The sequence below is a fragment of the Streptomyces anulatus genome (assembly GCF_014650675.1).
Lineage (GTDB): Bacteria > Actinomycetota > Actinomycetes > Streptomycetales > Streptomycetaceae > Streptomyces > Streptomyces anulatus.
This window is the reverse complement of record NZ_BMVK01000011.1, coordinates 169,617-195,698: the sequence shown is the minus strand read 5'-3', so window position 1 is coordinate 195,698 and position 26,082 is coordinate 169,617. Positions and strand designations below refer to the sequence as shown.

Annotated in this window: 30 protein-coding genes and 1 pseudogene; 19 read left to right on the top strand and 12 right to left on the bottom strand. The window is 72.2% G+C overall.

The annotated features are described in order from the left end of the window. Nucleotides 1-26 precede the first annotated feature (26 nt). The 5 genes from IE272_RS25800 (at nt 27) to IE272_RS25785 (ending at nt 2,786) form a co-directional block, all read left to right on the top strand. Nucleotides 27-716 (top strand): LmeA family phospholipid-binding protein, encoded by a 690-nt coding sequence (locus tag IE272_RS25800; protein ID WP_050356831.1) that lies wholly within the window; start codon nt 27-29, stop codon nt 714-716. Nucleotides 717-964: 248 nt separating this feature from the next. Next, nucleotides 965-1,045: a putative leader peptide gene (locus IE272_RS39370; RefSeq protein ID WP_350310325.1), complete on the top strand. Its 81-nt coding sequence runs from the start codon at nt 965-967 to the stop codon at nt 1,043-1,045. Nucleotides 1,046-1,209: 164 nt separating this feature from the next. After that, on the top strand, nt 1,210-2,049 hold the full coding sequence (locus tag IE272_RS25795) for a sulfurtransferase (protein ID WP_007456168.1): 840 nt from the start codon (nt 1,210-1,212) through the stop codon (nt 2,047-2,049). A gap of 39 nt (nt 2,050-2,088) precedes the next feature. Further along, nucleotides 2,089-2,376 carry a DUF1416 domain-containing protein gene (locus IE272_RS25790; RefSeq protein ID WP_003968135.1) on the top strand — a complete coding sequence of 96 codons (288 nt, stop codon included), beginning with the start codon at nt 2,089-2,091 and terminating at the stop codon, nt 2,374-2,376. Nucleotides 2,377-2,528: 152 nt separating this feature from the next. Then, nucleotides 2,529-2,786: a DUF3099 domain-containing protein gene (locus tag IE272_RS25785; RefSeq protein WP_050356830.1), complete on the top strand. Its 258-nt coding sequence runs from the start codon at nt 2,529-2,531 to the stop codon at nt 2,784-2,786. A gap of 22 nt (nt 2,787-2,808) precedes the next feature. Here the strand turns inward: IE272_RS25785 and IE272_RS25780 are convergent, their stop codons facing one another. Then, complete coding sequence (locus IE272_RS25780) at nt 2,809-3,171, bottom strand: DsrE family protein (protein ID WP_012380275.1); 363 nt, start codon at nt 3,169-3,171, stop codon at nt 2,809-2,811. A 106-nt stretch (nt 3,172-3,277) separates the two neighbouring features. On the opposite strand from IE272_RS25780, the gene IE272_RS25775 reads away from it, so the two are divergent. From IE272_RS25775 to ygfZ, 6 genes are all read left to right on the top strand, one after another. Further along, a complete protein-coding gene (locus IE272_RS25775; RefSeq protein ID WP_078961147.1) occupies nt 3,278-4,114 on the top strand; it encodes a hypothetical protein in 837 nt (278 codons plus the stop codon). Beyond that, nucleotides 4,111-4,941 carry a hypothetical protein gene (locus IE272_RS25770; RefSeq protein WP_050356828.1) on the top strand — a complete coding sequence of 277 codons (831 nt, stop codon included), beginning with the start codon at nt 4,111-4,113 and terminating at the stop codon, nt 4,939-4,941. The genes IE272_RS25775 and IE272_RS25770 overlap by 4 nt, the downstream gene beginning before the upstream one ends. Next, nucleotides 4,938-5,819 carry a hypothetical protein gene (locus tag IE272_RS25765; protein ID WP_050356827.1) on the top strand — a complete coding sequence of 294 codons (882 nt, stop codon included), beginning with the start codon at nt 4,938-4,940 and terminating at the stop codon, nt 5,817-5,819. Before IE272_RS25770 ends, IE272_RS25765 begins: the two co-directional genes overlap by 4 nt. A gap of 306 nt (nt 5,820-6,125) precedes the next feature. Beyond that, nucleotides 6,126-6,698, top strand: coding sequence for a heme-binding beta-barrel domain-containing protein (locus tag IE272_RS25760; RefSeq protein ID WP_007446360.1), 573 nt, complete (start codon nt 6,126-6,128; stop codon nt 6,696-6,698). Nucleotides 6,699-6,756: 58 nt separating this feature from the next. Continuing rightward, nucleotides 6,757-7,281 carry a Fur family transcriptional regulator gene (locus IE272_RS25755; protein ID WP_057663979.1) on the top strand — a complete coding sequence of 175 codons (525 nt, stop codon included), beginning with the start codon at nt 6,757-6,759 and terminating at the stop codon, nt 7,279-7,281. 9 nt (nt 7,282-7,290) lie between these two features. Next, nucleotides 7,291-8,256: a CAF17-like 4Fe-4S cluster assembly/insertion protein YgfZ gene (ygfZ, locus tag IE272_RS25750; protein ID WP_050356825.1), complete on the top strand. Its 966-nt coding sequence runs from the start codon at nt 7,291-7,293 to the stop codon at nt 8,254-8,256. A gap of 25 nt (nt 8,257-8,281) precedes the next feature. Here ygfZ and dtd read toward each other — a convergent pair whose 3' ends face one another. Further along, nucleotides 8,282-8,731 (bottom strand): D-aminoacyl-tRNA deacylase, encoded by a 450-nt coding sequence (gene dtd, locus IE272_RS25745; RefSeq protein ID WP_050356824.1) that lies wholly within the window; start codon nt 8,729-8,731, stop codon nt 8,282-8,284. Between the two features lie 115 nt (nt 8,732-8,846). Here dtd and IE272_RS25740 point away from each other — a divergent pair, with 115 nt between their 5' ends. Genes IE272_RS25740 through IE272_RS25730 form a run of 3 tightly spaced genes read left to right on the top strand, consistent with a single transcriptional unit; the run spans nt 8,847 to nt 11,814 of the window. Continuing rightward, nucleotides 8,847-9,503 carry an RsiG family protein gene (locus IE272_RS25740; RefSeq protein ID WP_229897639.1) on the top strand — a complete coding sequence of 219 codons (657 nt, stop codon included), beginning with the start codon at nt 8,847-8,849 and terminating at the stop codon, nt 9,501-9,503. 49 nt (nt 9,504-9,552) lie between these two features. Beyond that, entirely contained in the window at nt 9,553-10,539 is a 987-nt protein-coding gene (locus IE272_RS25735) for an asparaginase (RefSeq protein ID WP_057663975.1), read from the top strand. A 24-nt stretch (nt 10,540-10,563) separates the two neighbouring features. Beyond that, entirely contained in the window at nt 10,564-11,814 is a 1,251-nt protein-coding gene (locus IE272_RS25730; RefSeq protein ID WP_050356822.1) for a GNAT family N-acetyltransferase, read from the top strand. Nucleotides 11,815-11,848: 34 nt separating this feature from the next. Here the strand turns inward: IE272_RS25730 and IE272_RS25725 are convergent, their stop codons facing one another. Together IE272_RS25725 and IE272_RS25720 are read right to left on the bottom strand one after the other, a co-directional pair. Then, nucleotides 11,849-12,685, bottom strand: coding sequence for an ABC transporter permease (locus tag IE272_RS25725; protein ID WP_050356821.1), 837 nt, complete (start codon nt 12,683-12,685; stop codon nt 11,849-11,851). Continuing rightward, nucleotides 12,678-13,682 (bottom strand): ATP-binding cassette domain-containing protein, encoded by a 1,005-nt coding sequence (locus tag IE272_RS25720; protein ID WP_050356820.1) that lies wholly within the window; start codon nt 13,680-13,682, stop codon nt 12,678-12,680. Before IE272_RS25720 ends, IE272_RS25725 begins: the two co-directional genes overlap by 8 nt. A 143-nt stretch (nt 13,683-13,825) precedes the next feature. Between IE272_RS25720 and IE272_RS25715 the strand changes: the two genes are divergently transcribed. Together IE272_RS25715 and IE272_RS25710 are read left to right on the top strand one after the other, a co-directional pair. Continuing rightward, complete coding sequence (locus IE272_RS25715) at nt 13,826-14,611, top strand: TetR/AcrR family transcriptional regulator (RefSeq protein ID WP_078961146.1); 786 nt, start codon at nt 13,826-13,828, stop codon at nt 14,609-14,611. A gap of 19 nt (nt 14,612-14,630) precedes the next feature. Then, nucleotides 14,631-15,293, top strand: a complete 663-nt coding sequence (locus IE272_RS25710; RefSeq protein WP_190008185.1) for a TetR family transcriptional regulator — start codon at nt 14,631-14,633, stop codon at nt 15,291-15,293. 53 nt (nt 15,294-15,346) lie between these two features. On the opposite strand, the gene IE272_RS25705 is transcribed toward IE272_RS25710, so the two are convergent. From IE272_RS25705 to IE272_RS25690, 5 genes and pseudogenes are all read right to left on the bottom strand, one after another. Continuing rightward, entirely contained in the window at nt 15,347-16,138 is a 792-nt protein-coding gene (locus IE272_RS25705) for a phosphotransferase enzyme family protein (protein ID WP_229897663.1), read from the bottom strand. 60 nt (nt 16,139-16,198) lie between these two features. Further along, nucleotides 16,199-16,882, bottom strand: a pseudogene (locus IE272_RS38860) (HAD-IA family hydrolase); the annotation flags it as partial. 157 nt (nt 16,883-17,039) lie between these two features. Next, nucleotides 17,040-18,020, bottom strand: coding sequence for a peptidoglycan-binding protein (locus IE272_RS25700; protein ID WP_190008235.1), 981 nt, complete (start codon nt 18,018-18,020; stop codon nt 17,040-17,042). 170 nt (nt 18,021-18,190) lie between these two features. Continuing rightward, nucleotides 18,191-19,045 (bottom strand): alpha/beta fold hydrolase, encoded by an 855-nt coding sequence (locus tag IE272_RS25695; protein WP_190008183.1) that lies wholly within the window; start codon nt 19,043-19,045, stop codon nt 18,191-18,193. 93 nt (nt 19,046-19,138) lie between these two features. Then, nucleotides 19,139-20,824, bottom strand: a complete 1,686-nt coding sequence (locus tag IE272_RS25690; RefSeq protein ID WP_190008182.1) for a CocE/NonD family hydrolase — start codon at nt 20,822-20,824, stop codon at nt 19,139-19,141. Nucleotides 20,825-20,958: 134 nt separating this feature from the next. Between IE272_RS25690 and IE272_RS25685 the strand changes: the two genes are divergently transcribed. Beyond that, nucleotides 20,959-21,675 carry a TetR/AcrR family transcriptional regulator gene (locus tag IE272_RS25685; RefSeq protein WP_190008180.1) on the top strand — a complete coding sequence of 239 codons (717 nt, stop codon included), beginning with the start codon at nt 20,959-20,961 and terminating at the stop codon, nt 21,673-21,675. 249 nt (nt 21,676-21,924) lie between these two features. On the opposite strand, the gene IE272_RS25680 is transcribed toward IE272_RS25685, so the two are convergent. Then, the gene (locus tag IE272_RS25680; RefSeq protein ID WP_190008178.1) at nt 21,925-22,881 is read right to left on the bottom strand and encodes a GlxA family transcriptional regulator; all 957 of its coding nucleotides are present in this window, start codon (nt 22,879-22,881) and stop codon (nt 21,925-21,927) included. A gap of 92 nt (nt 22,882-22,973) precedes the next feature. On the opposite strand from IE272_RS25680, the gene IE272_RS25675 reads away from it, so the two are divergent. Next, complete coding sequence (locus tag IE272_RS25675) at nt 22,974-23,927, top strand: NADP-dependent oxidoreductase (RefSeq protein ID WP_190008233.1); 954 nt, start codon at nt 22,974-22,976, stop codon at nt 23,925-23,927. A gap of 234 nt (nt 23,928-24,161) precedes the next feature. On the opposite strand, the gene IE272_RS25670 is transcribed toward IE272_RS25675, so the two are convergent. Both IE272_RS25670 and IE272_RS25665 read right to left on the bottom strand, forming a co-directional pair. Next, nucleotides 24,162-24,575 (bottom strand): DUF5958 family protein, encoded by a 414-nt coding sequence (locus IE272_RS25670; RefSeq protein WP_190008176.1) that lies wholly within the window; start codon nt 24,573-24,575, stop codon nt 24,162-24,164. 87 nt (nt 24,576-24,662) lie between these two features. Further along, nucleotides 24,663-25,403, bottom strand: a complete 741-nt coding sequence (locus IE272_RS25665; protein WP_190008174.1) for an SMI1/KNR4 family protein — start codon at nt 25,401-25,403, stop codon at nt 24,663-24,665. A gap of 189 nt (nt 25,404-25,592) precedes the next feature. Between IE272_RS25665 and IE272_RS25660 the strand changes: the two genes are divergently transcribed. Beyond that, a complete protein-coding gene (locus IE272_RS25660) occupies nt 25,593-26,060 on the top strand; it encodes a helix-turn-helix domain-containing protein (protein ID WP_050356817.1) in 468 nt (155 codons plus the stop codon). Nucleotides 26,061-26,082 lie beyond the last annotated feature (22 nt).

Here is a 26,082-nt window from a genome sequence, read left to right as displayed (position 1 = left end):
ATCGGCTCAGGGTGGGGGAACGACACATGCGCGCACTGCGAATACTGCTGGTCCTGGTGGTGGTGCTCGGCGGCCTCTTCCTCGCCGTCGACCGCGCTGCCGTCTGGTTCGCCGAGTCCGAGGCCGAGGACCGGGTCACGATCAGCGGGGGCGGGCCCGCCACGACGGAGATCTCGATCAAGGGTTTCCCCTTCCTCACCCAGCTCGCCGGTTCGCGGCTGGACCGGGTCGACGTCAGCCTCACCGGCATGGAGACCAGTGCCGCCGGGCGTGCGATACGGGTCAGCGAGGTCCGGGCCGAGCTGCACGACGTGAAGCTCGGCTCCGGCTACCGGAGCGCCACGGCCGCCCGCGCCACCGGCACCGCGCTCGTCAGCTACGAGGACCTGACGGCGGCGGCCAGCGACGGCGTCGTCGTGGAGTACGGCGGCAACGGCAAGGCGAAGGTCACCGGCACGGTCGAGATCCTCGGCCGGCCGATCTCGCGCAGCGTGCTGTCCACCGTGACCCGCGTCGACGGTCAGACGATCAAGGTGCGCGCGGACGAGGTGCCGGGCGAGGGGCTTCCCGGCGTCGAGGAACTGGTTCGCAAGAAGACCGACTTCCAGGGCGACATCGACGGGCTGCCGAAGGGCCTGGAGCTCCGGGAGGTCAAGGTGACCGAGAAGGGCCTGGAGATCTCGGTGACCGGCGCGGACGTCTCCCTCACGGGCTGACCGGCCGCCCCGCCCCCGCCCGACCGGCCCCGGCCGCGCCCCGACGGCGCCCGTCCTCCCTGGCCAACCGGCCGATCCGGATAGTGAGACGCTTGCGTCCGGTCCGTAGATGCGGGGAAGGTCCGGGGGAGCCCCTCGCGGGATCCGGCGCCTGTCCGCCCCTTCTCCGTCTCACATCACGGATGATCGTGTCTCATCATGCGACACGACGGTGACATCTCCGTACGTACCTCCCTACGATCGGACCCATGAAGCGACAGGCGGATCTCACGAAGCGGCGGGCAGTAGACCTGTGCCGCGTCGCCGCCATGCTCTGTCGCACCTTCTGAGCGGGGCGTTCGCACCGTCCCGTTTCTCCCCGGCCCTTCGACCGTCGTCAGGGCCGGCCCCGTGCCCCGTACGCGCCGCGTTCCGTGCCTCCGCGCGTACATCCGCACCCAGCAACTCCGCATCTCGCACCACCCCGCCGCAGACTGCCCCGGAGGAGAACAACATGAGCCGCAGCGACGTCCTGGTAGACGCCGACTGGGTCGAGGCCCACATCGACGACCCGCAGGTCGCCATCGTCGAGGTGGACGAGGACACCTCGGCGTACGAGAAGAACCACATCAAGAACGCGATCCGGATCGACTGGACCAAGGACCTCCAGGACCCGGTCCGCCGGGACTTCGTCGACCAGGCCGGCTTCGAGAAGCTGCTCAGCGAGAAGGGCATCGGCAACGACACGCTGGTCGTCCTCTACGGCGGCAACAACAACTGGTTCGCCTCCTACGCCTACTGGTACTTCAAGCTGTACGGCCACGAGAACGTGAAGCTCCTCGACGGCGGCCGCAAGAAGTGGGAGCTCGACTCCCGCGACCTGACCGACGTGGTCCCGACGCGCCCGGCCACCCAGTACACGGCCAAGCCGCAGGACGAGTCGATCCGCGCCTACCGCGACGACGTCGTCAAGGCCATCGGCAACCAGAACCTGGTCGACGTGCGCTCGCCCGACGAGTTCAGCGGCAAGCTGCTCGCCCCGGCCCACCTCCCGCAGGAGCAGTCGCAGCGCCCCGGCCACGTGCCGAGCGCCCGCAACATCCCGTGGTCGAAGAACGCCAACGACGACGGCACCTTCAAGTCGGACGACGAGCTCAAGGCCCTCTACGAGGCCGAGCAGGTCGACCTGGCGAAGGACACCATCGCCTACTGCCGCATCGGTGAGCGCTCCGCGCTCACCTGGTTCGTGCTCCACGAGCTGCTCGGCCAGGAGAACGTCAAGAACTACGACGGTTCCTGGACCGAGTACGGCTCCCTCGTCGGCGTGCCGATCGAGCTCGGCCCCGCCAAGTAGTCCCACCGACCCGCACGACCCGACCAGAAGGACAGAACCATGTGTGGAGCACAGGCCGGTGGCCCCGACGCTTCGACGATCAAGCCCGGTGAGACCACCATCCAGGGCAGCGTGACCCGCGACGGCGAGCCCGTCACCGGCTACGTGCGGCTGCTGGACTCGACCGGCGAGTTCACCGCCGAGGTCCCGACCTCGGCGACCGGACAGTTCCGGTTCTACGCCGCCGAGGGCACCTGGACGCTCCGCGCCCTGGTTCCGGGCGGCAGCGCCGACCGCACGGTCGTCGCGCAGACCGGCGGGCTCTCCGAGGTCGCCATCGCCGTCTGATCCGCGGCACGCCGTTCCGTACGGCACACAGAACGGCCGAAGGGCCGCACCCCAGGGGGTTGGACGCCACCTGACGCGGGGTGCGGCCCTTCGTGCCGTCCGGGGGTCCCCACCGGGTGGGCGGGCGGCCCGAGGAGTCCTACGCTGGAACCATGTACGCCCGACGCAGGCGGAACTACTTCCTCATGATGGGCGGATGCATCGCGCTCTTCGTGTCCGCCTGGGCCGTGGTGCGCCTGTGGTCCATGCCGGTCGCCATCGGCATGTGCGTGGTCGCCATGGTGATCCCGCCGGTCGCCGCGATGGTCGCCAACCGGCGGGGCCCGGACGACCGTTGGTGGGACGACCCCTCCGGCGACCCGAAGTCCGACGAGTGGTGGGACGAGCTGGACGGCAAGAAGCGCCGCTGAGTCACGGCGGACGCCTGCCCGGTCAGTAGACGAGCGCCTGGGCGCCGTCCGCCATGGCCTCCTGCACGAAGACCTGCGCGCCCGCGATCCGTACGCCCTCCAGCACGTCCTTCTCACCGATGTCGCGCCGGGCCGCGCACTGGGTGCACAGGGTGATCCGGCCGCCCGCCAGGATCGAGTCCAGCAGGTCGGGCAGCGGGGCGGCGTGCGGCAGTTCGAACTCGGCGGCCCGGCCCGGCAGGGCGAACCACGAGGACTCGCCGGTCAGCCAGAGCGAGACCTCCACACCGCTGGCGACGCCCACGGCCGCCACGGTGAAGGCCTGGGAGCAGCGCTCTGCGGCCTCGGGCCCGGCGGTCACCTTGATCACAAGCTTCTTCGGCATATGCCGAACTGTAATCGTCCGGGACGCAACCTCCTTGCTGACCTGGGGGTCACTTGTGCGCGCAGGTAAGGGAACCCGCGCTTCAGGTCTCTTGGGGGGACCCCTTTTGGAACCGAACGACACCATTCCTGCCGCACCGGAAGGGCCCGCACCCGTGCCGCCCGCTCCGACGGAGCCGCCTGCCGTCGCCGACGCGCCGGTACGCCGCCGGCCGCGCGGACGTACGACGCTGATCATCGCGGCGGCGGCGCTGCTCGGGATCTCGGGCGGAGCGGCCGTGGGCTACGGCATCCAGGCCGAGCGGGCGCCGACGCCACTGGCCGCGCTGTCGCAGCCCGGCATCGGCTACCCGGCGAAGCCGCTGTCCGCCGACCGGGCTCCGGCCCCGCTGCCCGCGGCCCAGGACCGGCGGGTCAGGACGGACGGAGACCTGCGCAAGCTGCTCGTCGACCGGCCCAAGGGCGCGAAGAAGACGATCACCGACGAGCTGGGCCTCGACGACGGCTGGCAGCCGCTCGATCAGTATGCCGAGACGTACTACGACGACCCGCACTTCATGTTCGAGTCGCTTTCCGAGCTCGATCTGCGTCGGGTCGCCTCGGCCGCGTGGCGGCAGGGGGAGTACCGGGAGACCGGTGTCCAGCTGCTCCAGTTCCGGTCCGGTGACCGGAACGGCGCGGCGGAGCACTTCGGCGACCAGCTGATGTACATGCCGTGGGACAAGGACGGCGCGGGCAACCCGGGGGACCCGGTCAAGGGCAGCCGCGAGGGCCGCTACTTCCTCTACCCGGTCGAGCGGAAGGCGGGATACCTCCCGTCCTACCGGGCCAGGGCTCTGGCCGTACGCGGTGACATCGTCCTCGACATCAACATCTTCGACACCGTCCCGATCGGCAAGAAGGACATCCGGACGCTGGCCGAGCGACAGCTGGAGCGGCTGTGAACGACGACGACACGAACCCCGTCACCGGCCCGACCGGGTCGGCCGGGTCGGCCGGGTCGGCCGAGGCCCTCGCGCCCGTGCCCGCCCCCGCCCGTCGGGTGCGCCGGGTGGTGCTGACCGCGCTGCCCGTCGTCCTGGTGCTCGGGGCGGTCGGCGGCGCGGCCGCCTACACGAAGAACACCGTGGATACCGCGGACCGGACGGTCACCACGACCGTCCTGGACGTGGAGCACATGCCCTCCGAGGACTCGGCGGGCGGTCCGGCCCGGGGCCGCCACGACACCGAGCTGACCAAGCTCCTGCTCCCGGTGCCCAAGGGCTACCGGCTCGGCCCGGACATCGGCGAACTCGGCAACGACAGCGAGACGAGCGGGGCCAAGGCCGCCGCGGCGATGAAGGAGATGGGGCGCGGGCTGGCCGGGAAGGACCGCCGCGAACTGAACAAGTACGTCGAGAAGCTCCGTATCCGGGGCATCGCGCAGCGCTCGTACACCTCGGACGCCAACGATCTCGTCGTGAACGTCCAGATCATGAAGATGCAGGACAAGCGGGCGGTCCGCACGTCGTACCTGAACCGCAAGGAGCTGCTGGACTCCTTCGACGTCTTCCGCAAGGGGCCCTCGATCGACGGCCACAAGAAGGCCACCTGCTACCGGCTGCCCAAGGGCGACAAGGACACCCTCGACGGCATCACCTGCGTCGCGTACGAGGGAGAGGTCTCGGTCACCGTCGACGCGAACGGCAGCAAGCCGTTCAGCCCGTCCGACGTCGCGGACCTGGTGAAGGACCAGCTCGACCACATCGCGTCCCCGGGGGAGTACATATGAGCGAGCAGACGGTAGTTCCCGGGGCCACCGGGACGCCTGCGATGCCCGAAGCGCCGCCGCCGGTCAACGTGTTCGCGCCGCCCGTCCTCCCGCCCGAGGCGCCCGACGCGTCGCCGAAGCCGCCCCGGCGGGTCCTGCGCGCCGTGGCCCGGTGGACCGCCGCCGCGCTGGCGTTCGGGGTGCTCGGTACCGGTACGGCCTTCGGTATCGCCTCCCTGGAGCGGACCGACGTCCCCGGGCTCGCCACCGAGGACGACGGCCGCTGGGACTATCCGGAGCTGTCCCTGCCCGCGCTCCCGGCCGGTTCGCCCCGGCCGTTCGGGGCCGGCAACCCGGCCGAGATCCACCACGCCGACCTGCGCGACCTGCTGCTGCCGGCCCCCGCAGGAGCGGTGCCGGACAAGAAGCTGCCCGGCGGCTGGATCTCCACGGAGACGTTCCTGGACGCCTACCGGCAGCAGGACCGGCAGTCGGTGGCCCAGCTCCTGAAGGACGCCCCGGCGCGGCACATCGCGGCCCGCGGCTGGACCATGCCGGACGGCACGGTGTCCCGGATCTACCTGGTGCGGTTCACCTCGACGGCGTTCGCGAGCGGCATGATCGACGACCTGAACGTGGGCTCCTCGGCCGGTACGCCGCTGGACCGCACGGACACCACCGAGATCGACGCCTCCTGGAGTTCGCAGAACGACTTCGAGAACACCTCGTCGTTCGTCTTCGCCGAGCAGGCGCCCTTCGGGGCCGAGCACGTCCGGCAGGCGTACACCCTGGCGGGGGACACGATCGCCCTCGTCGTGCACGAGCGCTCCGGGAAGCGGGAGACGGACCGGGTCCCCTTCCAGCAGACGCTGATCCTGCAGAACCAGCTGCTCGCCTGAGTGCCGGCCGCGGCGGCCCGCGGCCGACACCTGAACGAGAAGGCCGGGCCCCCACCCATTAGGCTGGGGGCCCGGCCCTGTCACCGCCGCCACCCGCTCGTCACGAGGAGCCCCCTGTGCTTGAGGCATTCTTCTCCGCCCTGCTGATCCTGGTCTGTGTGGGCGTCACCGCCTTCGCCGCGCTCACCGTGAAGAAGCTGTTCCAGGGCCAGCGCTGACCCTCGTCGCACCCGGTCCCCGCGCGACCCCGCACCGGACCGGCGCCCGCTCGTCCCGCCCCTCCCTCACAGATCGTCTGAGCCGCTCATGATCGAGATTCCGTCCGACCTCCACCCGGACCTCGTCCCGCTGGCCTTCCTCCTCGGCAACTGGGCGGGCGCGGGCGTGTCCGACTTCCCCGGCGCCGAGAAGTGCAACTTCGGCCAGGAAGTCACCTTCAGCCACGACGGCCGTGACTTCCTGGAGTACGTCTCCCACACCTGGGTCCTGGACGACGAGGGCAAGCAGGTCCGGCCGCTGGAGACCGAGACCGGCTACTGGCGCATCGACAAGGACCGCAAGGTCGAGGTCGTCATGGCCCGCGACCAGGGCGTCATCGAGATCTGGTACGGCGAGCTGGCCCACCAGAAGCCGCAGATCGACCTGGTCACCGACGCGGTGGCCCGCACGGCGGCCTCCGGCCCGTACAGCGGCGGCAAGCGGCTCTACGGGTACGTCAAGAGCGACCTCATGTGGGTCGGCGAGAAGGCCACCCCCGAGGTCGAGCTGCGTCCGTACATGTCGGCGCACCTGAAGAAGGTCGTCACCCCCGAGGAGGTCGCCGAGATGGCGCGGAACCTCGAGGACATGCCCGACGACGGCATCGCGTTCTTCAAGTAGGGAGCCCGCCCGGAACCGGGGCTGCTGTCCGGTGCTCGCCCCGCCCTACACTGGGCGTGTGGTGAGCACCGACTGGAAGACCGATCTTCGGCAGCGCGGCTACCGGCTGACGCCCCAGCGTCAGCTCGTCCTGGAGGCGGTCGACGCCCTGGAGCACGCGACTCCGGACGACATCCTGTGCGAGGTGCGCAGGACCGCGTCCGGCGTGAACATCTCCACGGTGTACCGGACCCTGGAGCTCCTGGAGGAGCTCGGGCTGGTCAGCCACGCCCATCTGGGGCACGGCGCCCCGACGTACCACCTGGCGGACCGGCACCACCACATCCACCTGGTCTGCCGGGACTGCGCGGACGTCATCGAGGCGGACCTGTCCGTCGTCGCCGAGTTCACCGAGAAGCTGCGCGCCGATTTCGGCTTCGAGACGGACATGAAGCACTTCGCGATCTTCGGCCGCTGCGCGGACTGCGCGGCCACGAAAGCGGCGGCGGACGGGGCCGCGGGCGGAGTCTCCGACGGGACTGCGGGCGGGGCCGCCGACGCGGGTGCGAACACGCCAGCGAAGGACGCCTCCGCCAAGTCGTAGGCTGGGCGCATGAAGAGCCCCTTGCTGTCCCTGCCCGGTGCCGTTCCCGCCGAAGGCCGCGACGAAGGCGTCGCCGCGCACTACGGCGACCTGTTCCGTGAGCAACGTGCCCTGGCCGACGGCAACGGCTTCGTCGACCTCTCCCACCGCGGCGTCATCACCGTCACCGGCGACGACCGGCTGAGCTGGCTGCACCTGCTGCTCACCCAGCACGTCAGCGACCTCGCCCCGAACCAGGCCACCGAGGCGCTCATCCTGTCCGCCAACGGGCACATCGAGCACGCGATGTACCTGGTGGACGACGGCACGACGGTGTGGATGCACGTCGAGCCGGACACCCAGGGCGACCTGATCGCCTACCTGGAGTCGATGAAGTTCTTCTACCGGGTCGAGGTCGCCGACCGCACCGGCGACATCGCGGTCGTCCACCTCCCGGCCGGCTCCATCGCGGAGACCCCGGACGGGGCGGCCGTACGGGAGACCCCGCAGGGCCGGGACCTGTTCCTGCCGCGCGCGGACCTGGAGGCGTACGCCGCCGCCCACGGTCCCGCCGCCGGGATCCTGGCGTACGAGGCGCTGCGCGTGGAGGGGCACCGGCCGCGCGTCGGCTTCGAGACCGACCACCGCACCATCCCGCACGAGCTGGGCTGGATCGGCGGCGCCGTCCACCTCCAGAAGGGCTGCTACCGGGGTCAGGAGACGGTGGCCCGCGTCCACAACCTGGGGAAGCCGCCGCGCCGGCTCGTCTTTCTGCACCTGGACGGCAGCGAGGTGCACCTGCCCGGCCACGGGACGCCGGTGCGGCTGGCCGCCGACGGCCAGGAGGGCCGCCAGCTCGGCTTCATCACCACCTCGGCCCGCCACCACGAGCTGGGCCCGATCGCCCTGGCCCTGGTCAAGCGGAACGTGGCCGTCGACGCCGAGCTGCTCGCCGGGGACACGGCGGCGGCCCAGGAGACGGTCGTGGAGCCGTAGCGCTCCGGCCCCACCGCGCCCGCCGTCACACCTCGATGATCACCGTGAACGGGCCGTGGTTCGTGAGCGAGACCCGCATGTCCGCTCCGAACCGGCCCGTCTCCACCTGCGCCCCGAGCGCCCGCAGCTGCGCCACGACCTCGTCCACCAGCGGTTCGGCCACCTCGCCGGGCGCGGCGGCGTTCCAGGTGGGGCGGCGGCCCTTGCGGGCGTCCCCGTAGAGAGTGAACTGAGAAATCACCAGGAGCGGCGCGTTCACATCCGAACAGGACTTCTCGCCCTCCAGGATGCGCACCGACCAGAGCTTGCGGGCCAGCTGCGCCGCCTTCTCCGGGGTGTCGTCATGGGTGACCCCGACCAGCACACACAGGCCCTCACCGACGATCTCCCCGACGGTCCCGGGGGACGAGGGGTCGTCCGTCGCACCGGCGACGGAGACGCTCGCGCCGTCCACTCTCTGTACCACTGCACGCATACAGACCAACCTATCTTGGGCTGAACGGGTACAGAGCACCTGCATCGGCACCGTGCGGAGTGGCACGATGCACGATGTCGGTGTGCCGACGCACCGGTCGAGGGGACGGAACAGCATGAGTACATATGGAGCCGGACAATCTCCCGGTGCCCTACCGGGCGCACGTCACCGCGCCAGCACCCTGCGGTCACCCGTACAGCGCAGTCTGCCGGGGCAGGGTCCCGCCCTGCCGGCCGCGACGCCGGCGGCAGCCGCCACCGTGCCCGAGCAGGCCGGCGGCGATGCGGGCTTCGGCGGGCTGCGGCTGCCGGAGCTGCGGACCCTGCGCCGGGACGCCCAGCGCGACGAGGCCGATCTCAGTTACGTTCGCCGGCTGGTGCAGGGCCGGATCGACATCCTGCGGGCGGAACTGGCCCGCCGCCGGGATCCGGAGGCGCCGGTGGAGGACGCGGCAGTGGTGAGCCGGCTCTCGGAGATCCTGGCCGACACCCCGTCCCGGCACCGCACCTCCGCCCGGCACGTCACGCTGACGACGCCGCGCGGCGACGAGTTCCGGCAGCTCGCCGCCGAGAATCTCGCCGAGGTCGAGCTGTCCGATCTGGACGCCCGGACGGACGAGGAACTGCACACGGCGATGGGACGGCTCGTCCGCTGCGAACAGCAGGTCTCCCGCCGCCGTCACGAGCTCCAGCGCACCGCGGACGATTGCGGCGCGGAGATCGCCCGCAGGTACCGTGACGGGGAAGCACAAGTAGACGACCTGCTCGCCTGAAGCGATCCTTCCGGGCGCGGGTCCCGCACCCCGTCCCCGGAAGGCCACCATGACGTCCACCGACGCTCCGTCCGTCATATCCTCCGTCCCGGCCCCCGCCCCGCCCGTCCTGGCCGAGGTCGTGCGCTCCGGGTTCACGGAGGGGCACCACCGGGGGTCACTGGTCCTGCTGGCCGCCGACGGCAGCGTGGAGCGGACGATCGGCGATCCGGCGGCGCCGGTCTTCCCCCGGTCCTCCAACAAGCCGATGCAGGCCGCCGCGATCCTGCGGGCCGGTCTCGACCTCTCGGGCGAACGGCTGGCACTCGCCGCCGCGAGCCACTCCGGGGAGCCCTTCCACCTCGACCTCGTACGGAAGATGCTCGCCGAGCACGGGCTGAGCCCGGCCGACCTCCAGACCCCGCCGGACCTGCCGCTGGACCCGGTGGAGGCGGAGGCCTACCTCGCGAGCGGGCACGTACGCGAGCGGATCACGATGAACTGCTCCGGCAAGCACGCGGCCATGCTCGCCGTCTGCGCCCGCAACGGCTGGGACACCGCGACCTACCTCGACCCCGCCCACCCGCTCCAGCAGCTCGTCGGCCAGGTCGTCGCCGAGGCGGCGGGCGAGCCGGTCGCGGCGCTCGGCACGGACGGCTGCGGGGCCCCGCTGATGGCGATCGGGCTGACCGGCCTGGCCCGCGCCTTCCGCTCCTTCGTGCTGGCGGAGCCCGGGAGCGCCGAGCGCCGGGTCGCGGACGCGATGCGCGCCCACCCGGAGTACGTCGCGGGGACCCGGCGTCCGGACACCTGGCTGATGCGCGAGGTGCCGGGGACGCTCTCCAAGATGGGCGCCGAGGCGGTCCAGGCGGTGGCGCTGGCCGACGGCCGGGCCCTCGCCTTCAAGATCGACGACGGCTCGGTCCGGGCGCTCGGCCCGGTGCTGGCCCGCGCCCTGGAACTGCTGGGCGTGGACGCCCCGGTGGTCGCCCGGATCGGACGTTCGCCGCTGCTCGGCGGGGCGGCGGAGGTCGGGGAAATTCGCGCGACATTCTGAGGGGCGCATGCCTAGCGTGGCGGGATGAGCCTCGATGTCCGCACCGTCACCGCGTCCGAATACCCCGACTGGCTGAGGGCGGTGCAGAACGGCTTCCTGACCGCCGGCAGGCCGAGTGAGGACGATGTCGCGGACCGGCTCGTCGGCACGGATCTCTCCCGGTTCCAGGGTGTGTTCGACGCCGGGCGCTGCGTGGCCACGTTCCGTTCGTTCGCCCAGGAGCTGACCGTGGTGGGCGGGGCCACCGTGGCGGCCGACGCGATCAGCGGGGTCACGGTGGCGCCCACGCACCGCCGGCGCGGACTGCTCAGCCGGATGATGGCGACGGACCTGGCGGCGGCCAAGGAGCGCGGCGAGCCGGTCGCCTCGCTGATCGCCGCCGAGTACCCGATCTACGGGCGGTACGGCTTCGGCCCCGCCGCCTGGACCGCCGTGTGGGAGGTCGCCGTGCACCGGGCCGGCCTCGACCCGCGCCGCTCCGGGCAGCCGGCGGGCGGCGGCCGGATCGAGATGGTGGACGGCGCGGACGTCCGCAAGATCGGCCCCGAGGTGCACGCCGCGCTGGCGGCCCGGCAGCCCGGCGTCGTCACCCGGGGCGAACGCTGGTGGCGGCGGAGCACCGGGGTCACGCCCCGCTCGGAGCACGAGAAGTGGAGCGAGCCGTTCTACGTCGTGCACCGCGCCGCGGACGGTGAGATCGACGGCCTGATGACGTACGGCACGGACGACAAGTGGGGCGACGCCAAGCAGCCGCTGAACTCCGCCACCGTACGGGACATGATCGCGCTGAACCCGGCGGCCGAGCGGGCCCTGTGGCACTACCTCTGCTCGATCGACTGGATCACCGCGGTCCGCTCGGGCTACCGCGCCCCCGACGCTCTGCTGCCGCTGCTGCTGCCCGACCCGCGCGCGGCCCGGATGATCACCAACTCGGACTGGCTGTGGCTGCGGCTGCTGGACGTGCCGCGCGCCCTGGAGGCCCGGACCTACGGCGTCGAGGCGTCGCTCGTCCTGGAGGTCCGGGACGACGCGGGGCTGGCCGGGGGCCGCTTCCTGCTGGACGCCTCGACGTCCGGCGCCCGGTGCGCACCGACCACCCGGAGCGCTGATCTGGCCCTGGGCGTGGCCGAGTTGGCGACGCTGTATCTGGGCGACGAGTCCGTGCGGCGGCTGGTGGACCTGGGCCGGGCCGAGGAGCTGCGGGCCGGTGCGGCGACGACGGCGGACGCCGTGTTCCGTACGGGCCGGCGGCCGTGGTGCCCGGACGTGTTCTGAGCGGTCCGGAGGAGTGCTGACCGGTGCGGGGCGGTCAGCGTGTCCGGATCCGGAACAGGGTTCCCGAGGCGCCGATCGCCACGGCGAGCATCCCCGCGGCCCAGGCCAGCGCGATCCAGGGGGTGTTGCCCATCTCCTGGCCGAGCAGCAGCCCGCGCAGGGACTCGATGCCCGGGGTGATCGGCTGGTGGTCGGCGAAACCGTGCAGCCAGCCGGGCATCGAGTCGGTCGGGACGAACGCGCTGCTCGGGTAGGGCAGGAACGACATGAAGAACGTGAAGCCGCTCGCCGCCTCCGGGGTCCGGGCCAGCAGGCCGATCGCCGCGGAGATCCAGGACAGGGCCACGATGTAGGCGACCAGCACGACGCCCACCAGGAGCCAGCCGCTCCAGGAGGCGGCGGGGCGGAATCCGATCAGCAGCGCGACGCCGAAGACCAGGGCGGTGGCGCAGAGATTGCGGACGGTGCTGGCCGCCACATGCCCGGCCAGCACCGGCGTACCGCCCACGTCCAGGGAGCGGAACCGGTCGATGATGCCGCCCTTCATGTCCTCGCTGACGGCGGTGGCGGTGGTCGCGGCGCCGAACCCGGCGGACAGGAGCAGGACGCCCGGGACGACGTACATGACGTACGAGTCGTAGTCCGTCCCGGTGTCGATGGCGCCGCCGAAGAAGTAGACGAAGATCAGCATCAGCATGATCGGCAGGGCCAGGGACGTGATCAGCGCGTCGGTGTTGCGGCTGCTGATGCGCAGGGCGCGCGCGGTCATGACGGCGGTGTGGGTGAGCGGACCGGGTCCGGAACCCGTCCGCCGCGCGGCCCCGTGGGTGTGCCGGGCCGGGGTTCCGCGCCGAACGGCGGTGTCAGACATGGGTGGATGCCTCCGGGGTCGTGGTCGCCTTCGAGGTCAGGTCCAGGAAGACGTCGTCGAGGGTCGCGCTGTGCAGGCCGAAGCGTTCGATCTCGTGGCCCGTCGGGTCGATCTCGTCGAGCAGGGCGCGCACCTGGGCCGCCGAGCCGTCGGTGGGGATGCCGAGCGTCAGGGTCTCGGGGGAGTGGTGGACGGCCCGCCCGGCCAGCCGGAGGTACGCCTCGCTGCTGGTGAGGACCAGGTCGAGACGGTGCCCGCCGACGCGGGACTTGAGGTCGGCGGCGGTGCCCTCGGCGGCGATCCGGCCCCGGTTCAGCAGGGCGATCCGTCCGGCGAGGCGGTCGGCCTCCTCCAAGTACTGGGTGGTGAGGAGGATGGTCGCCCCGCGGTCGGCCAGCTCCCGGACGACCTCCCAGAGTTCCTGGCGGCTGCGCGGGTCGAGGCCGGTGGTCGGCTCGTCCAGGAAGAACACCCCGGGCTCCGGTGAGCCGACGAGCCCGGCGGCCAGGTCGAGGCGGCGGCGCATGCCGCCCGAGTAGGTCCGGACGGGGCGACGGGCCGCCGAGGTGAGGTCGAAGCGCTCCAGCAGCTCCCCGGCGCGGCGTCGGGCGTCGGCCCGGGAGAGCCCGGTGAGCCGGGCCATCATCCGCAGGTTCTCCTCACCGGTCTGGGTCTCGTCGACGGCGGCGAACTGGCCGGTGAGGCTGATCGACCTGCGTACGGCGCTCCGCTCGGCGACGACGTCGTACCCCGCGACGCGGGCGGTGCCGGAGTCGGCCTCGGTCAGCGTCGCGAGGATCCGCACGGTGGTGGTCTTGCCGGCCCCGTTCGGCCCGAGCAGGGCGAAGACGGTGCCGCGCCCGACCCGGAGGTCGATGCCGTCGAGGACCCGGACGGCGGGTTCTCCGTAGGACTTGGTGAGGCCGTACGCCTCGATGGCGCGGTCGCCGTCGGTGTCGACGCCGCCCTTGCCGGTGGTTCCGGTCGGGCCGGTCATGGTCGGACCTCCTTCTGCGTATGGCATACGCGTTATTGCGTAAGCATTACGCATCTCTAGGATGGGGTCAAGGCGCACGGGGGCACGGGGCGTGACGGCGGCATGGCGGCGGCGTGGTCGGGATGCCGGGCGAAGGGGATGCGGTGACGGAGAAGAACGGCTCGGGCGGCGGCGACCTGCCGGCCAGCCTGGAGGCGGCCTGGGGGCTGCGGGACCGCCCGGCCAAGGGGCCGAAGCCCGGCCTGAGCCTGGAGCGGATCGTGGCCGCCGCGGTGGGCGTCGCGGCGTCGGACGGGCTCGCGGCCGTGTCGATGGGCCGGGTCGCCCAGGAGCTCGGCGCGTCCACGATGTCCCTGTACCGGTACGTCTCCGCCAAGGACGAGCTGTACGTCCTGATGCAGGAGGCGGCCGTCGGTCCGCCGGAGCCCCTGTCCGCCCTGGAGACCGGCGCGGGCTGGCGGGCCGCGCTCACCGAATGGGCGGCCGCGCAGCGCGAGCGCTACCACGGCCACCTCTGGGCGCTCCGGATCCCCATCGGCGGCCCGCCCGCGACCCCGAACTCGATCGCCTGGTGGGAGCAGGGGCTCCAGGCGCTGGGGGGCAGCGGCCTCGGCGAGGGCGACAAGACCTCGGTGATCCTGCTGATCTCCAACTTCGTGCGCAGCGAAGCGCTGATGATGAGCGACCTGGCCGCCGCCGTCACCGCGCGCGGGATCACGCCCGAGGAGCTGATGGCCTCCCACGAACGGACCCTCAAGCGGCTCGTCGACCCCGAACGGCACCCCGGGATCACCCGGCAGCTGGAGACCGGGGTGATGAGCGAGCCGGACGAGGCGGACTACGAGTTCGACTTCGGCATGGGCGTGCTGCTGGACGGGGTGGAGGCGCTGATCCGCAGGGCCTCCGGCGGCGACGTCAAGTCCGCTTGAGGTCAGGGGCGTACGCTTCATGGTCATGAGCGGAGAGAAAGCCGGGAGCGTGCCGGGTCTGCGGGAGCGCAAGAAGCAGCTGACCTATCAGGCGGTCTCCGACGCGGCCATCGCGATGTTCCTGGAGCGCGGCTTCGACAAGGTGTCCGTGGCGGAGGTGGCGGCCGCGGCGGACATCTCCAAGCCGACGCTCTTCCGGTACTTCCCCGCCAAGGAGGACCTGGTGCTGCACCGGTTCGCCGACCACGAGGACGAGTCCGCCCGGGTGGTCGCCGAACGGCCCCCCGGCGAGGGCCCGCTGGACGCCCTGCGCCGCCACTTCCTCGACGGCCTCGACCGCCGCGACCCGGTGACCGGCCTCTGCGACGTACCCGAAGTGCTGAAGTTCCACCGCCTGTTGTACGGGACGCCGTCGCTGGTCGCCCGCATGTACGCCTACCAGGGCCGCTCCGAGGCGGCGCTCGCCCGTGCCCTCGGCGACGGGCTGCCCGAGCGGCTCGCGGCCGGGCAGATCATCGCCGTCCTGCGCATCCTGGCCCTGGAGAACTGGCGGCGGATCGACGCGGGGGAGAGCGCGGACCAGGTCCACGCGTCCGCGGTGCGGGCGGCCGGGCAGGCGTTCGTCCAGTTGCGGACGGGGCTGGAGTCGGAGTCGGGGTCGGAGCCGGAACGGGAGCGGTAGTCGCGCGGTTGAGGGGCGCGGGTTCCCGACGGCTCGCGGTGGTCAGTCGGTGGTCAGTCGGTGAGCAGGGCCGCGGTCAGTGCGCGGCGCTGGTCCGCCAGCCAGGCCTGGTGCCGGTCCCACACCGCGCGCCCGCTCTGCTCGTACACCGCCGTGTACGCCGCGTCCCCCCGCTCCACCCGCCGCTCGACGAACGCCCGGCACACCGCGGTGGCCTGCTCGATCACCCGGGGCAGGGCGGCCCGGTCCGCGCGCCCCAGCCCGTAGCCGTCGGCCAGGACGCGCAGCCGGTGCGACGGGTCGAGGCCGTCGCGGCCCCGCATCGGCACCCAGTAGCGCGCCGTCATGGCCACGTCCCACACCGGGCGGCCGGGCGCGGCCAGGTCGAAGTCGATGAGGGCGGCCGCGCGCCCGTCCCGGAACACCACGTTCTCCAGGCACACGTCGTTGTGGCAGACCAGCGCGCCGGGAGCCGCGGCCCCCTCCGGGTCGGCCAGGTCGGCGGGCCAGCCGGCCGCCCGGCCGGAGGGAACGGCCACCGCCGCGTCGTGCATGCGCCGGAGCAGCGCCCCCACCGAGCGCAGCACATCGTCCGTCCAGGTCCAGGGCGGGTGCGGGTCGACGGCGACCTCGCCGGGGACGTACGAGAGCCGCTCGCGGCGTCCGGAGGCGGAGAACCCCAGAGGCACGGGCACACCGTCGAACCCCTGCTCCCGGAGGGCCCGGAGGTGGGCGTGCAGAAGGGCGGCATGCGGTGGGGCGGGACGCTCGACGGCGTCGCCGCGGCGGAGGACGGCTCCGGCGTTGGCCAGTCCGCCGAACAGCACCTCCGGGTCCCCGCCCACCGGGCCCGACGTGCCCGCGCGGCGGGCCTCCGCGCCCCGTCCACCGCCTCCGCGCTCCCCCGCATCCTCGGCGCACGGCCCCAACGCCCGTCGCAGATCAGCCGGTTCGCGGTAGAGGACGCCGGTCATGCCGAGGGCGGCGGCCGCGTCGACGTTCTCCTGCCGGTCGTCCACGAACAGGCACCGGGCCAGCGGTACGCCCGCCCGGTCGGCCGCGATGCGGTAGATGGCCGGGTCGGGCTTGGCCACCTGCTCCACCGCGCTGCTCACGACCGCGTCGGCCAGGTCCGTCAGGCCCAACAGGGCCAGATCCGCGTCCAGTTGGAGGGTCGCGTTGGTGACGAGCACCAGGGGGACATGGGTCCTGGCCCGGCGCAGCAGCGACACCACCTCCTCGTCGGCCCGGAACGGCGCGTCCGCGAGCGCCCGGCCCAGTGCGCGGGCCCGGTCCGCGCCCACCCGCTCCGTGAGCCCGGCGGCGATGGCCGCCACCCAGGCGGCCGGGGTGATCCGGCCCAGGAGCAGCGGGAGATCGACCTCGGGCGCGTAGGCGATGTCCGTCGTGGTGCCCTCCGGCAGCCCGGCGGCCCGCTCCAGGGCGGCGAGCGGGGCGGTGTCGTAGAAGCGGACGACGTTGTCGAGATCGCAGAGCACGGCGTCGAAGGCGCGTGCGGCGGGGGCCGGAGAGGCCGCGGGGGGTGCTGCCGGAGTGCCGCCGTCGCCGGGGGCGGGTCGTGTACGCATGCTCGGTCCGGTCTCCTGCGGTGGCCTCGGCGTGGTGGTGCGGTGGTGCGTAGTCGACCATGAACGGCCGCCGGACCGTTCATGGCCGACCACTGCCGCCCTTCCGGACGGCCCGCGGGACATCACGCGTCACCGTGTGTCCCACACTTGGGGACGGTCAGCCGGTCAGCGCCCGCCAGGTCACCGGGCCCGCCTCGCCGTCGGCCACCAGGCGGTTGACGCTCTGGTAGGCGCGTACGGCGCCGGTGGTGACGGAACCGAACCCGCCGTCGACCGCCAGGCGCGCGCCGCGCTTGTTCAGCGCGGCCTGCAGGGCCCGGACGTGGGACCCGCTCGCGCCCTGCCGCAGCGTGTACACGAGCGCGGGCCAGGTGGCCGGTCCGACCTGGCCGTCGGCCACCAGCCCCTTGGAGCGCTGGAACCGCTTGACCGCCTCGACGGACACGGAGCCGTACTTCCCGTCGGCGGCCAGCCCGTGGCCGCGCCGGCTCATCAGGTGCTGGATCACCACGACGGTCGCGCCGCTCGCGCCCGGGTCGATCCTCGACCAGCCGCCGGAGAGGTCCACGCCCCGGGCGGCCAGGAAGGAGACCGGGTTCACCGTGGTGCCGAGGCGTCCCGAGTGGGTCTCGAAGTGCAGGTGGGGGCCGGTCACATTGCCGGTGGCCCCCATGTCGGCGATGCGCTGTCCGGCCGAGACCTCGGCGTTGAGCCCGACCCGGTAGGCGTTGAGGTGCCCGTAGTAGGTGTACTGGTTGTTGCCGTGCGAGATCACCAGGGCGTTGCCGGTCCGGCCCGGCAGCCCTCCTCCCCACGACCGGCGGACGACCGTGCCCCCGGCCGCCGCGTGGACGGCGGTGCCGATGGAGTTGCTGACGTCCTGCCCGGCGTGGGACGCGCCGCCCCGGGGTGCGCCGTAGTGCCCCCCGGCGGGAAACCGGCCCAGGGCGGGATTGGCCCACGCCCCGTTCCTCGCCGTCGCCGCTGCTGCCGTGGAGGCCCCGACCGACAGGTTCACGGCGAGCACGCCCAGGCCCAGGCCCGCCAGCAGCCCCCGACGGGACAGGCCGTGGTCCGGCCTCTCCAGGTCCGCCGGTATCTCCGTCGGCTCAGCGGCGGTTGCACAGGATCGGCACATCATGTCTCCCTCGAAGCAGGTCGAGCACGTGGTGGGCCCGGGTGCGTGGGTGCGCGGGTTGGTGGGTCCGAGGATCTACCCGCATAGACGATAGGGCCCGGCGGCTGTCCGGTCAGGGGTCCACGGACCCAGTGGGGGACCCAACACGCGTATGTGTGAGCCGAGTTCCGTCAGACCCCCGCGAGGCCGGCGAGCAGCTCGGCGGCGGGCTCCGGGTGGACGAGCCAGCGCAGATGGCTGCCTTCGAGCGTCCGGACGTCGAAGGGGTTGTCGGGGGTGAGCGCGTCGGCCTCGCGGATCATGCGGTCCTGCACGGCGGGCGGAACGCTGGCGTCGGCGGCCAGGCGGACGTACGTCCTGGGTATCCGGCCCCAGGTCGCTGCCTGTGCCCGGTCGGCGGACGTACCGGCGTCGAGGTTCTCGTCGGGCTGGAAGGTGCTGAGGAAGGTCCGGAACTCGTCATCGGTGAGGTCGGCGGCGAAGGCTTGCTTGAGGGCGGCGAGCGCCGTCGGGTCGGCCGTGCGGAAGTTGAAGCGCAGCAGCCCGAGTTCGGCCGGATTCCCGACGAGGGCGGCCGTGAGGGCTCCCGCGTCGACGTCGGCCATCTCCGGCTCGGCGTAGTAGCCGCCCACCTCCAGATCGACGGGGCACCAGGCGGAGACGTAGACGATCCGGTCGACCAGGTCGGGCCGGGCGTTGGCGACGGCGGTGGTCGTGATGCCGCCCCTGCTGTGGGCGACGAGGACGGTGGGCCCGTTCCGCTTGGCCCGTTCGAGTACGTCGATCACGCGGGCGGCGTTGTCCGCGAGCGTCACTCCCTTGATGCCCCCCGGTTCCCCGGCGAGGGCGGCGAGATCCTGGGGGGCTTGGTAGGACGCCGGGAACGTCGCCCCGAATCCGTGCCCCGGGAGGTCGACCGCGACCGAGCGGTGTCCGAGCAGGGCGAGTTCGGCCTGTAGCGGCGCGAACGAGAACGAGTTCGCGAAGGCTCCGTGGACAAGGATGAACGTGGGTTGATTCTGCATGCCTCAGCCTCCAACAGAATGATCTTCGGAACAAGGTCCAGGATCGGGACGGCGGCGGTGCTGCCCACGCCGGCCCCGGTCGCCCGGGTCACCTCAATCGCCCCGTTCACCCTGGGGAAGCACCAAGGCCGAGCCCGTGTGGAGTGTGATCCGTACGGGGGCGTACTCCTCGGCGTCGACCGAGGACTCCCCGGTGCCGGGATTGCGCGCGAAGCGCGGATGGGCGCCGCCGCTGATCTGCCAGCGCATACGGTGGCCGGCGGCGAAGCGGTGGGCGGTGGAGCTCATCGGCACGGTGACCTCCGAAGGCGTCTGCCCGTCAGTCCTCACCCGGGCGAGCCCGTCACACACGTTGGTGGAACGCCCCTGCGCGTCCACGTCGCACAGACGGGAGAAGACGTCGGCATGTCCGGTGTCCGTGGAGATGCTCAGCCGCGCGGAGACCGGGCCGAGGACCTCCACGGGCTCGGCCAGCGGCGGTCCGGTGAACGTCAGGACGTCTTCCCTGGCCTCCAGTGCGCTGTTGTCGCGAGGTCCGGCGGTCCGGGAGAGCAGAGGGCCGCCGAGTGACGGGGTCGGGGCTGCCGGATCGTAGAGGAAGGACGTCAGCGGTGCGCTGTCCGTGGGGGCCTGCCGGGTGAGATACCCGCCCGGGACGGGCCACCACGACGTGGTCGCCGGTGACTGCGGCCATGAGTCGAGGTCCCGCCACGCGTTCGCGCCGCCGATGTGGACGCGCACTCCGGTGGGGCGCAGGCCGGAAGGGTCCGCGCACAGGTGCGCGCGCAGCCACGCGAGACTCTCGGCGAACACCTCGGGCCACCCCTGCTGAAGCGCGGAGGTGTGGGTCCAGGGACCGGCGAGCAGGGCGGTCCCGCAGCCGGCCCGACGCAGCCGGCCGTACTGCTCGAAGGTCTGGTCGACGAGCGCGTCGTGCCATCCGGTGATCAGGCAGGTGGGCACGCTCAGCCGCTCCGCCGCCGCTCCGGCGGACGCGCCGGCCCAGAACGGATCGTCGGCGTCCGCGTGGGTCATCACGCCGTCCAGCCAGGGCACTTCACCGCCGAGCGCCGACACGTACGCCTCGCGCAGCGGCCGTGCGGTGACGATCCGGCGAAACCGGCGCTGCAGGCGCAGCGTCGCCCTGACGAACGGGGCCAACCCCCGGTGCTGGTACGTGATGCCGACGCCGACGAGGAGGGCGTTCTCCAGACGGAGCGCGCCGTCCGTGTGGAACAGGGCGTAGGGGTCGTGCAGGCCCACCTGCATCACCATCGCCTTCAGCTTCGGCGGCGGGTCCAGGGCGAGCGCCCACTGCGTGTACCCCAGGTAGCTGGGGCCGACCGTGCCCAGTACCCCGTTGAACCAGGGCTGCTCCCGCAGCCAGGACACCGTGGCCCGGCCGTCGGCGGCCTCGTTGCGCCACAGATCGAACCGGCCGCCCGAGCCGCCGGTGCCCCGGCAGCTCTGCAGGACCACGTGGAAGCCCTGTTCGGCGAAGAGCATGCCGTACATGGGGGACCACGGCAGGCCCCGGCCGTACGGCGAGCGCACGACGAGGGTGGGGAAGTCGCCCTCCGCACGGGGGAAGTAGTGATCCGTGATCAACGGGCTGCCGTCGGCGGCCGGAACCGCCAGCCCCGGCTCCCACCCGACCTCGTGCCGTGCGGCCGGGAGACCGCGCCAGGTCGCTCTCATCATCCGCGAGGACCGCGGCGGCTTCCCGGAAGGCGGTGTCCAGGCAGGGCGCGGCGCGGTGTCGTGCGTAGGTGATGTCATCGTTCCCCTCCGCTATTCTCGTACGTCGTACGAGAATAGCGGATGCTTGGATGGCTCCAACAGGGCCCGCAGTGAAGGGCCGCAGCCGAGGCCGTAGCGAAGGGCCGCAACGAGGAGAAGGGGCGACGAGGATCGTGACCCGTGATGGCACGCCCGGTGCCGGGGGCGTCGACCCCCAGCAGCTCTGGCTGAGCCCGGCCGGGCCCCGCAGGGGGCGCAGGCCCGCCTTCAGCCGTGAGGCGATCACGGCGGCGGCCGTCGCCGTGGCGGATGCCGAAGGGCTCGACGCGGTCACCATGCGGAGGGTCGCCTCGGAGGTCGGGGCCGGTGTCATGTCGCTCTACAGCTACGCCCCCGACAAGGAGACGCTGCTGGAGCTGATGGTCGACCACGTCAGCGGCGAACTGCCGACGACGGACCCGCCCACCGGCGACTGGCGCGCCGATCTGAAGGCCATCGCCCACCTCCAGCGCGCCCTCATGCTGCGGCACCCCTGGCTGCCCGGCGCGCTGTCCACGCGCCGGAGCCTCGGCCCCCACGCCCTGGCCTTCCTGGAGCGAGCGCTCGCCGCCCTCCGGCCCGCCGGGCTGGGCGGCGTGGCGAAGCTGGAGGTCTTCGCCCAGCTCACCGCGTTCGTGGCCGGGCACGTCGCCCACGAGATCACCCAGGCCACAGCCGCGCGAGCGCCCGACCGGGCCGCGGCCGAAGCCCGCTACCTCACCGCTGTCGCCGCGGACGGCCGCCACCCGGAACTGGCCGAAGCCCTCTCCGCCCCCGGGCGCCCCCAGACCCCCGAGGCCACGTTCACCCGCTTCCTCAACCGCCTGGTCGAAGGCCTCGGCGCCGAATGACCCGCCGGCCGGAACGCCCGCTCGCCCGAGGGGCCGCGCGGGTGTGGCGGGCGGGTTCCGGTCCGTCGTCCTCGGAGGGCGGCCACGCCTGATCGGGCGGATGGCCGAAGGTCCGGAACTCACGACGTGAGTTCGACGCACGCGCGGCGGGGAGGCGTGCGGACGCGGCGTTGTCGAGCGTGTCCCTGTCGGCTCACCAGGTGCGACCCGTGACCATGAGCAGGTAGCGGGCGTGACCTGGAGCGATGCCTATCCCGCAGACGCGGTGGCGCCTCGGAAGGTGCGCCGATAGGCGAGCGGTGAGACGCCGATCGCCGCGTGCAGGTGCTCGCGCAACGAGGTCCCGGTGGCGAAGCCGACCTGGCCGGCGATGTCGTCCACGGCGAGGTCGGTGGTCTCCAGGAGGTGCCGGGCGCGGGACACCCGCTGATGGATCAGCCAGCGGCCCGGACTCATCCCGACCTCCTCGTTGAACCGGCGCGCGAAGGTGCGCAGGCTCATCCGTGCGTGCCCGGACAGCTCCGTCAGGGACAGCGGTTCGTGCAGGTTCTCCAGCGCCCACTGGCGGGTGGCCGAGGTGCCGTTCGCGGAAGCCGCGGGCACCGGGTGCTCGATGTACTGGGCCTGGCCGCCGTCCCGCCACGGAGGTACGACACAGGCCCGGGCCACCTCGTTGGCGAGGGCGGTGCCGTGATCCCGGCGTACGAGATGGAGGCATACGTCGACCCCGGAGGCGGCGCCTGCCGAGGTGAGCACGTCGCCGTCGTCCACGAACAGCACGTCCGGGTCGAGGGGCACCTGCGGGTACCAGGACCGGAAGACGTCCGCGACGGCCCAGTGGGTGGTGGCGGGCCGGCCGTCGAGAAGCCCGGCGGCGGCCAGGACGAAGGCCCCGGTGCAGATGGACACGATCCGCGCCCCGGCCGGCACGGCCGAGAGCGCCTCGCCGACCCCCGGCAGCGGTTCCCGGGTGAGGAGGGAGGTGTCGAACGGCGGCAGCAGCACCGTGTCCGCCGTCGCCAGCACCTCGGGGCCGTGCCCGACCGTGACGGCGAAGTCGGCGTTCGTGGTGACGGGCCCCCCGTCGACCGAACAGGTCAGGACCTCGTAGCGGCCCCCGGCCGCGCCGAAGACCCGGCTCGGGATGCCGAGTTCGAAGGGGTACACGCCGTCCAGGGCGAGGACGACGACGCGATGGGCAGTCATGGCACGATCCCGTCGAAAGATGGCGATCGTGCCATGGTACCGAACCGGGGGCCTCGGCGAACCTGGACCGCATGACGAACCACGCCGCCACCATGCGCGCCATCAGCCAGAACGTCCACGGAGCTCCCGAGGTCCTCAACGAGACCGTGCTGCCGAGGCCCGAGCCGGGCCCGAGCCAGATCCTCGTCGCCGTCCGCGCCGCCGGCCTGAACCCGACCGACTGGAAGCACCGGTCCAGTGGCCTGTTCCTCGACCGCCTGCCGCTCGTCCTCGGATGGGACGTCTCCGGTGTCGTCGAGGCGGTCGGCTACGGCGTCACCCTCTTCGAGCCGGGCGACGAAGTCTTCGGCATGCTGCCCTACCCGCAGGGCGTCGGCTCCCACGCCGAGTACGTCACCGGCCCCGCCCGCGCCTTCACCCGCAAGCCCGCCGTCATCGACCACGTCCAGGCCGGAGCCCTGCCGCTCGCCGCCCTCACCGCGTACCAGGCGATCGTCGACACCGCCGAGGTCCGCACCGGGCAGCGGGTCCTGATCCATGCCGCCGCCGGGGGTGTCGGTCACCTCGCCGTCCAGATCGCCAAGTCCCGCGGCGCGTACGTCATCGGCACCGCCAGCGGCCCCAAGCACGACTTCGTCCGCTCTCTCGGCGCGGACGAGGTGATCGACTACCGCGCCACCGACTTCCGCGACGCCGTCCAGGACGTCGACATGGTCCTCGACCCCCTCTCCGGCGACACCCGCACCCGCTCCCTCGATGTCCTCCGCCCCGGCGGCGTCCTCGTCTCCCTCCTTCCGCCCACCGACCCCGACGAGGCGGCGAACGCGGCGGCCCGCGGGGTCCGGGTGCAGACCCTCCTGGTCGAGGCCGACCACGCCGGCATGAAGGCCATCGCCGACCTCGTCGAATCCGGTGCCCTGCGCGCCCACATCGAGGCTGTCTTCCCTCTCTCCGACGCGGCCAAGGCCCACGCCCTCGGGGAGACCGGCCGCACCACGGGCAAGATCGTCCTCACCGTGGACACCGGGCGCGGATCTGACGCCTGACGGGTTCCTCCCGGGGCTGTGCGGGCCTCCGCGCCGTACTGCCGACGGGAGGAAAGCCGTACCGCCGACGGGAGGGAAGAGGGAAGGCGTGCGTCGAGCGGGCGACGCACGCCAAGCCGAGCAGGGCGCTGTAGGCGGCAATCCAGGGCCGCGCGGCGAGCAGTGGGACGTGCGAGGCTGAGCGCGATGTTTCCCCTCCGGCCACTCCTCCGGTAGGCGCGAAAGCGCGAGGGATCAGGCCGAGGCTTCGGGGGTGTCGACGGAGAGGCGATGCCACGCGTGGCCGCAACCGGCGGAGCAGAAGCGCTCTCGTCGGCGTTCGTCGGCGACGGCCGGCACCGCGATCAGTGGCCGGAATGACTTGAGGCGCTCGTCGTGCGGGGTGCGACCGGCGATCTTTCCGAGTTGCTGGTCGATCCGCCCTCGTGTGATCAGAACTGCTGGTGTGTGCGTGGCGCGAAGTCCGGCGCGTCGGATGCTTTCCGGGCCGTCCTCGGTGGTGGCGCGGGCCTGAACGCAGAAATGTGACAGGAGGCGCAGGGTGGTGGACTGCTCCTCGGTCGAGAGGCCCTCGAACCACTCGATGCCCTGTGGCATCGGCCGAAGCTCTTGGGCGAGCTCGTTGAGAATGACGTACGAATCAGCCATTCTCACGCCCCCGTTGCGCTCGGTTCACCTGCTTTCCCGGTGTCATCCAAGCAGACCATCGGGAGCCTGGAAGGGCAGTTCGTCGGCTTACAACTGCTCTGGGTATCCACGTACCCAGTGGCCGGGAAGGGTGGCGCAGAGCGACTCCAGGTCGGCGAACGTACTTCCCCGAACGTGCAGCCAGCTGTGGTCACTCAGTCCGTCGAGCCGCAAGAGCTTCCCCGGCGCGGAATACCAGCACACGGGTGACTCCTCCTTCCCCGTCCACATCGGGTACTCGGGAAACTCCACCGGCGCGAACCGGCTCGGCAGCTCTCGAATCAGGCTGGCGGGAAGTTCGCAGGCGTTGTAGAGCCGTCCTTCGCCGCCAAGCAGCGTCTCGCTGAGTACGAGCTCGACACAGGCCAGGGAGACCCGCTCCAGGTAGCGGACCCAACCATCCCGTGACTGGACGAACACCGGCGGATCGTCCTGGCCGAGGTCCCGCAGCCGCACTCCCCAGAAAGCGCATCCCTGGTTCTCGCTGCGGAAGACGAGCACTCCACCGAACTCGTCGTGCACGAACAATTCGGAAGGGCGCAACAGGGGGTCTTGGTTGCCGGTGAGGTCGTGACGCGCACCGAGAAGCGAGTACGCCTCGCGCAATGCGGTCGGCAGCGTGAGCCCCAGCGTCTCCTCGGCTCGCTCCAGCTCCTCCACTCGCGTACCCGCGCCGTCGGCGAGCGGCTCCGCCCACGCTGCGGCGAAGTCCCGGACGAAGGCCCAGGCTCGCGCCCTGTCGGGTATCCCACCGCGCAGAGCTTGAGCCACGTCGAACTCGTCAACCATGCGGTGGACCGTACAGGCCGGCCGACTTTGCCGAGACTTCGCCAGGTCGTTCGCCAGAACCACTGGGCCTCGCCGTACCTACTGGGAGCGGACAGCCGCCGCGAGTCCCACCGGTCCGAACCAGTGGCACGCGACACTTTTGCAAGCATGTGCTTGCAAAAGTTAGCAAGGGTGTTGCACTATCGAGCCATGGCATCACTCAACGTCGGCAATCTCGGTGAGTACCTGCGGGAGCAGCGTCGTGCGGCGCAGCTCTCGCTGCGGCAGCTCGCCGATGCGACCGGGGTGTCGAACCCGTATCTCAGCCAGATCGAGCGCGGTCTGCGCAAGCCCAGCGCGGACGTGCTCCAGCAGGTCGCCAAGGCGCTGCGGATCTCGGCCGAGACCCTGTACGTACGTGCGGGGATCCTCGACGAGCGGGAGCGGGAGGAGCTGGAGACGCGGGCGGTCATTCTGGCCGATCCGTCGATCAACGAGCGGCAGAAGAACGTTCTGCTGCAGATCTACGACTCCTTCCGCCGCGAGAACGGATTCGTCCCCGGGCCCGACGCGGACGCCGACGCCGACGGCGATGCCGGGCCCCGTGAGGACGCCCGGCCCCGTAAAGGCGACGACGCCGGTGCGGATGCCACCGAAGACCAAGACCCTCACAGCTGAACAGCTGGTTCTGATGATCCGG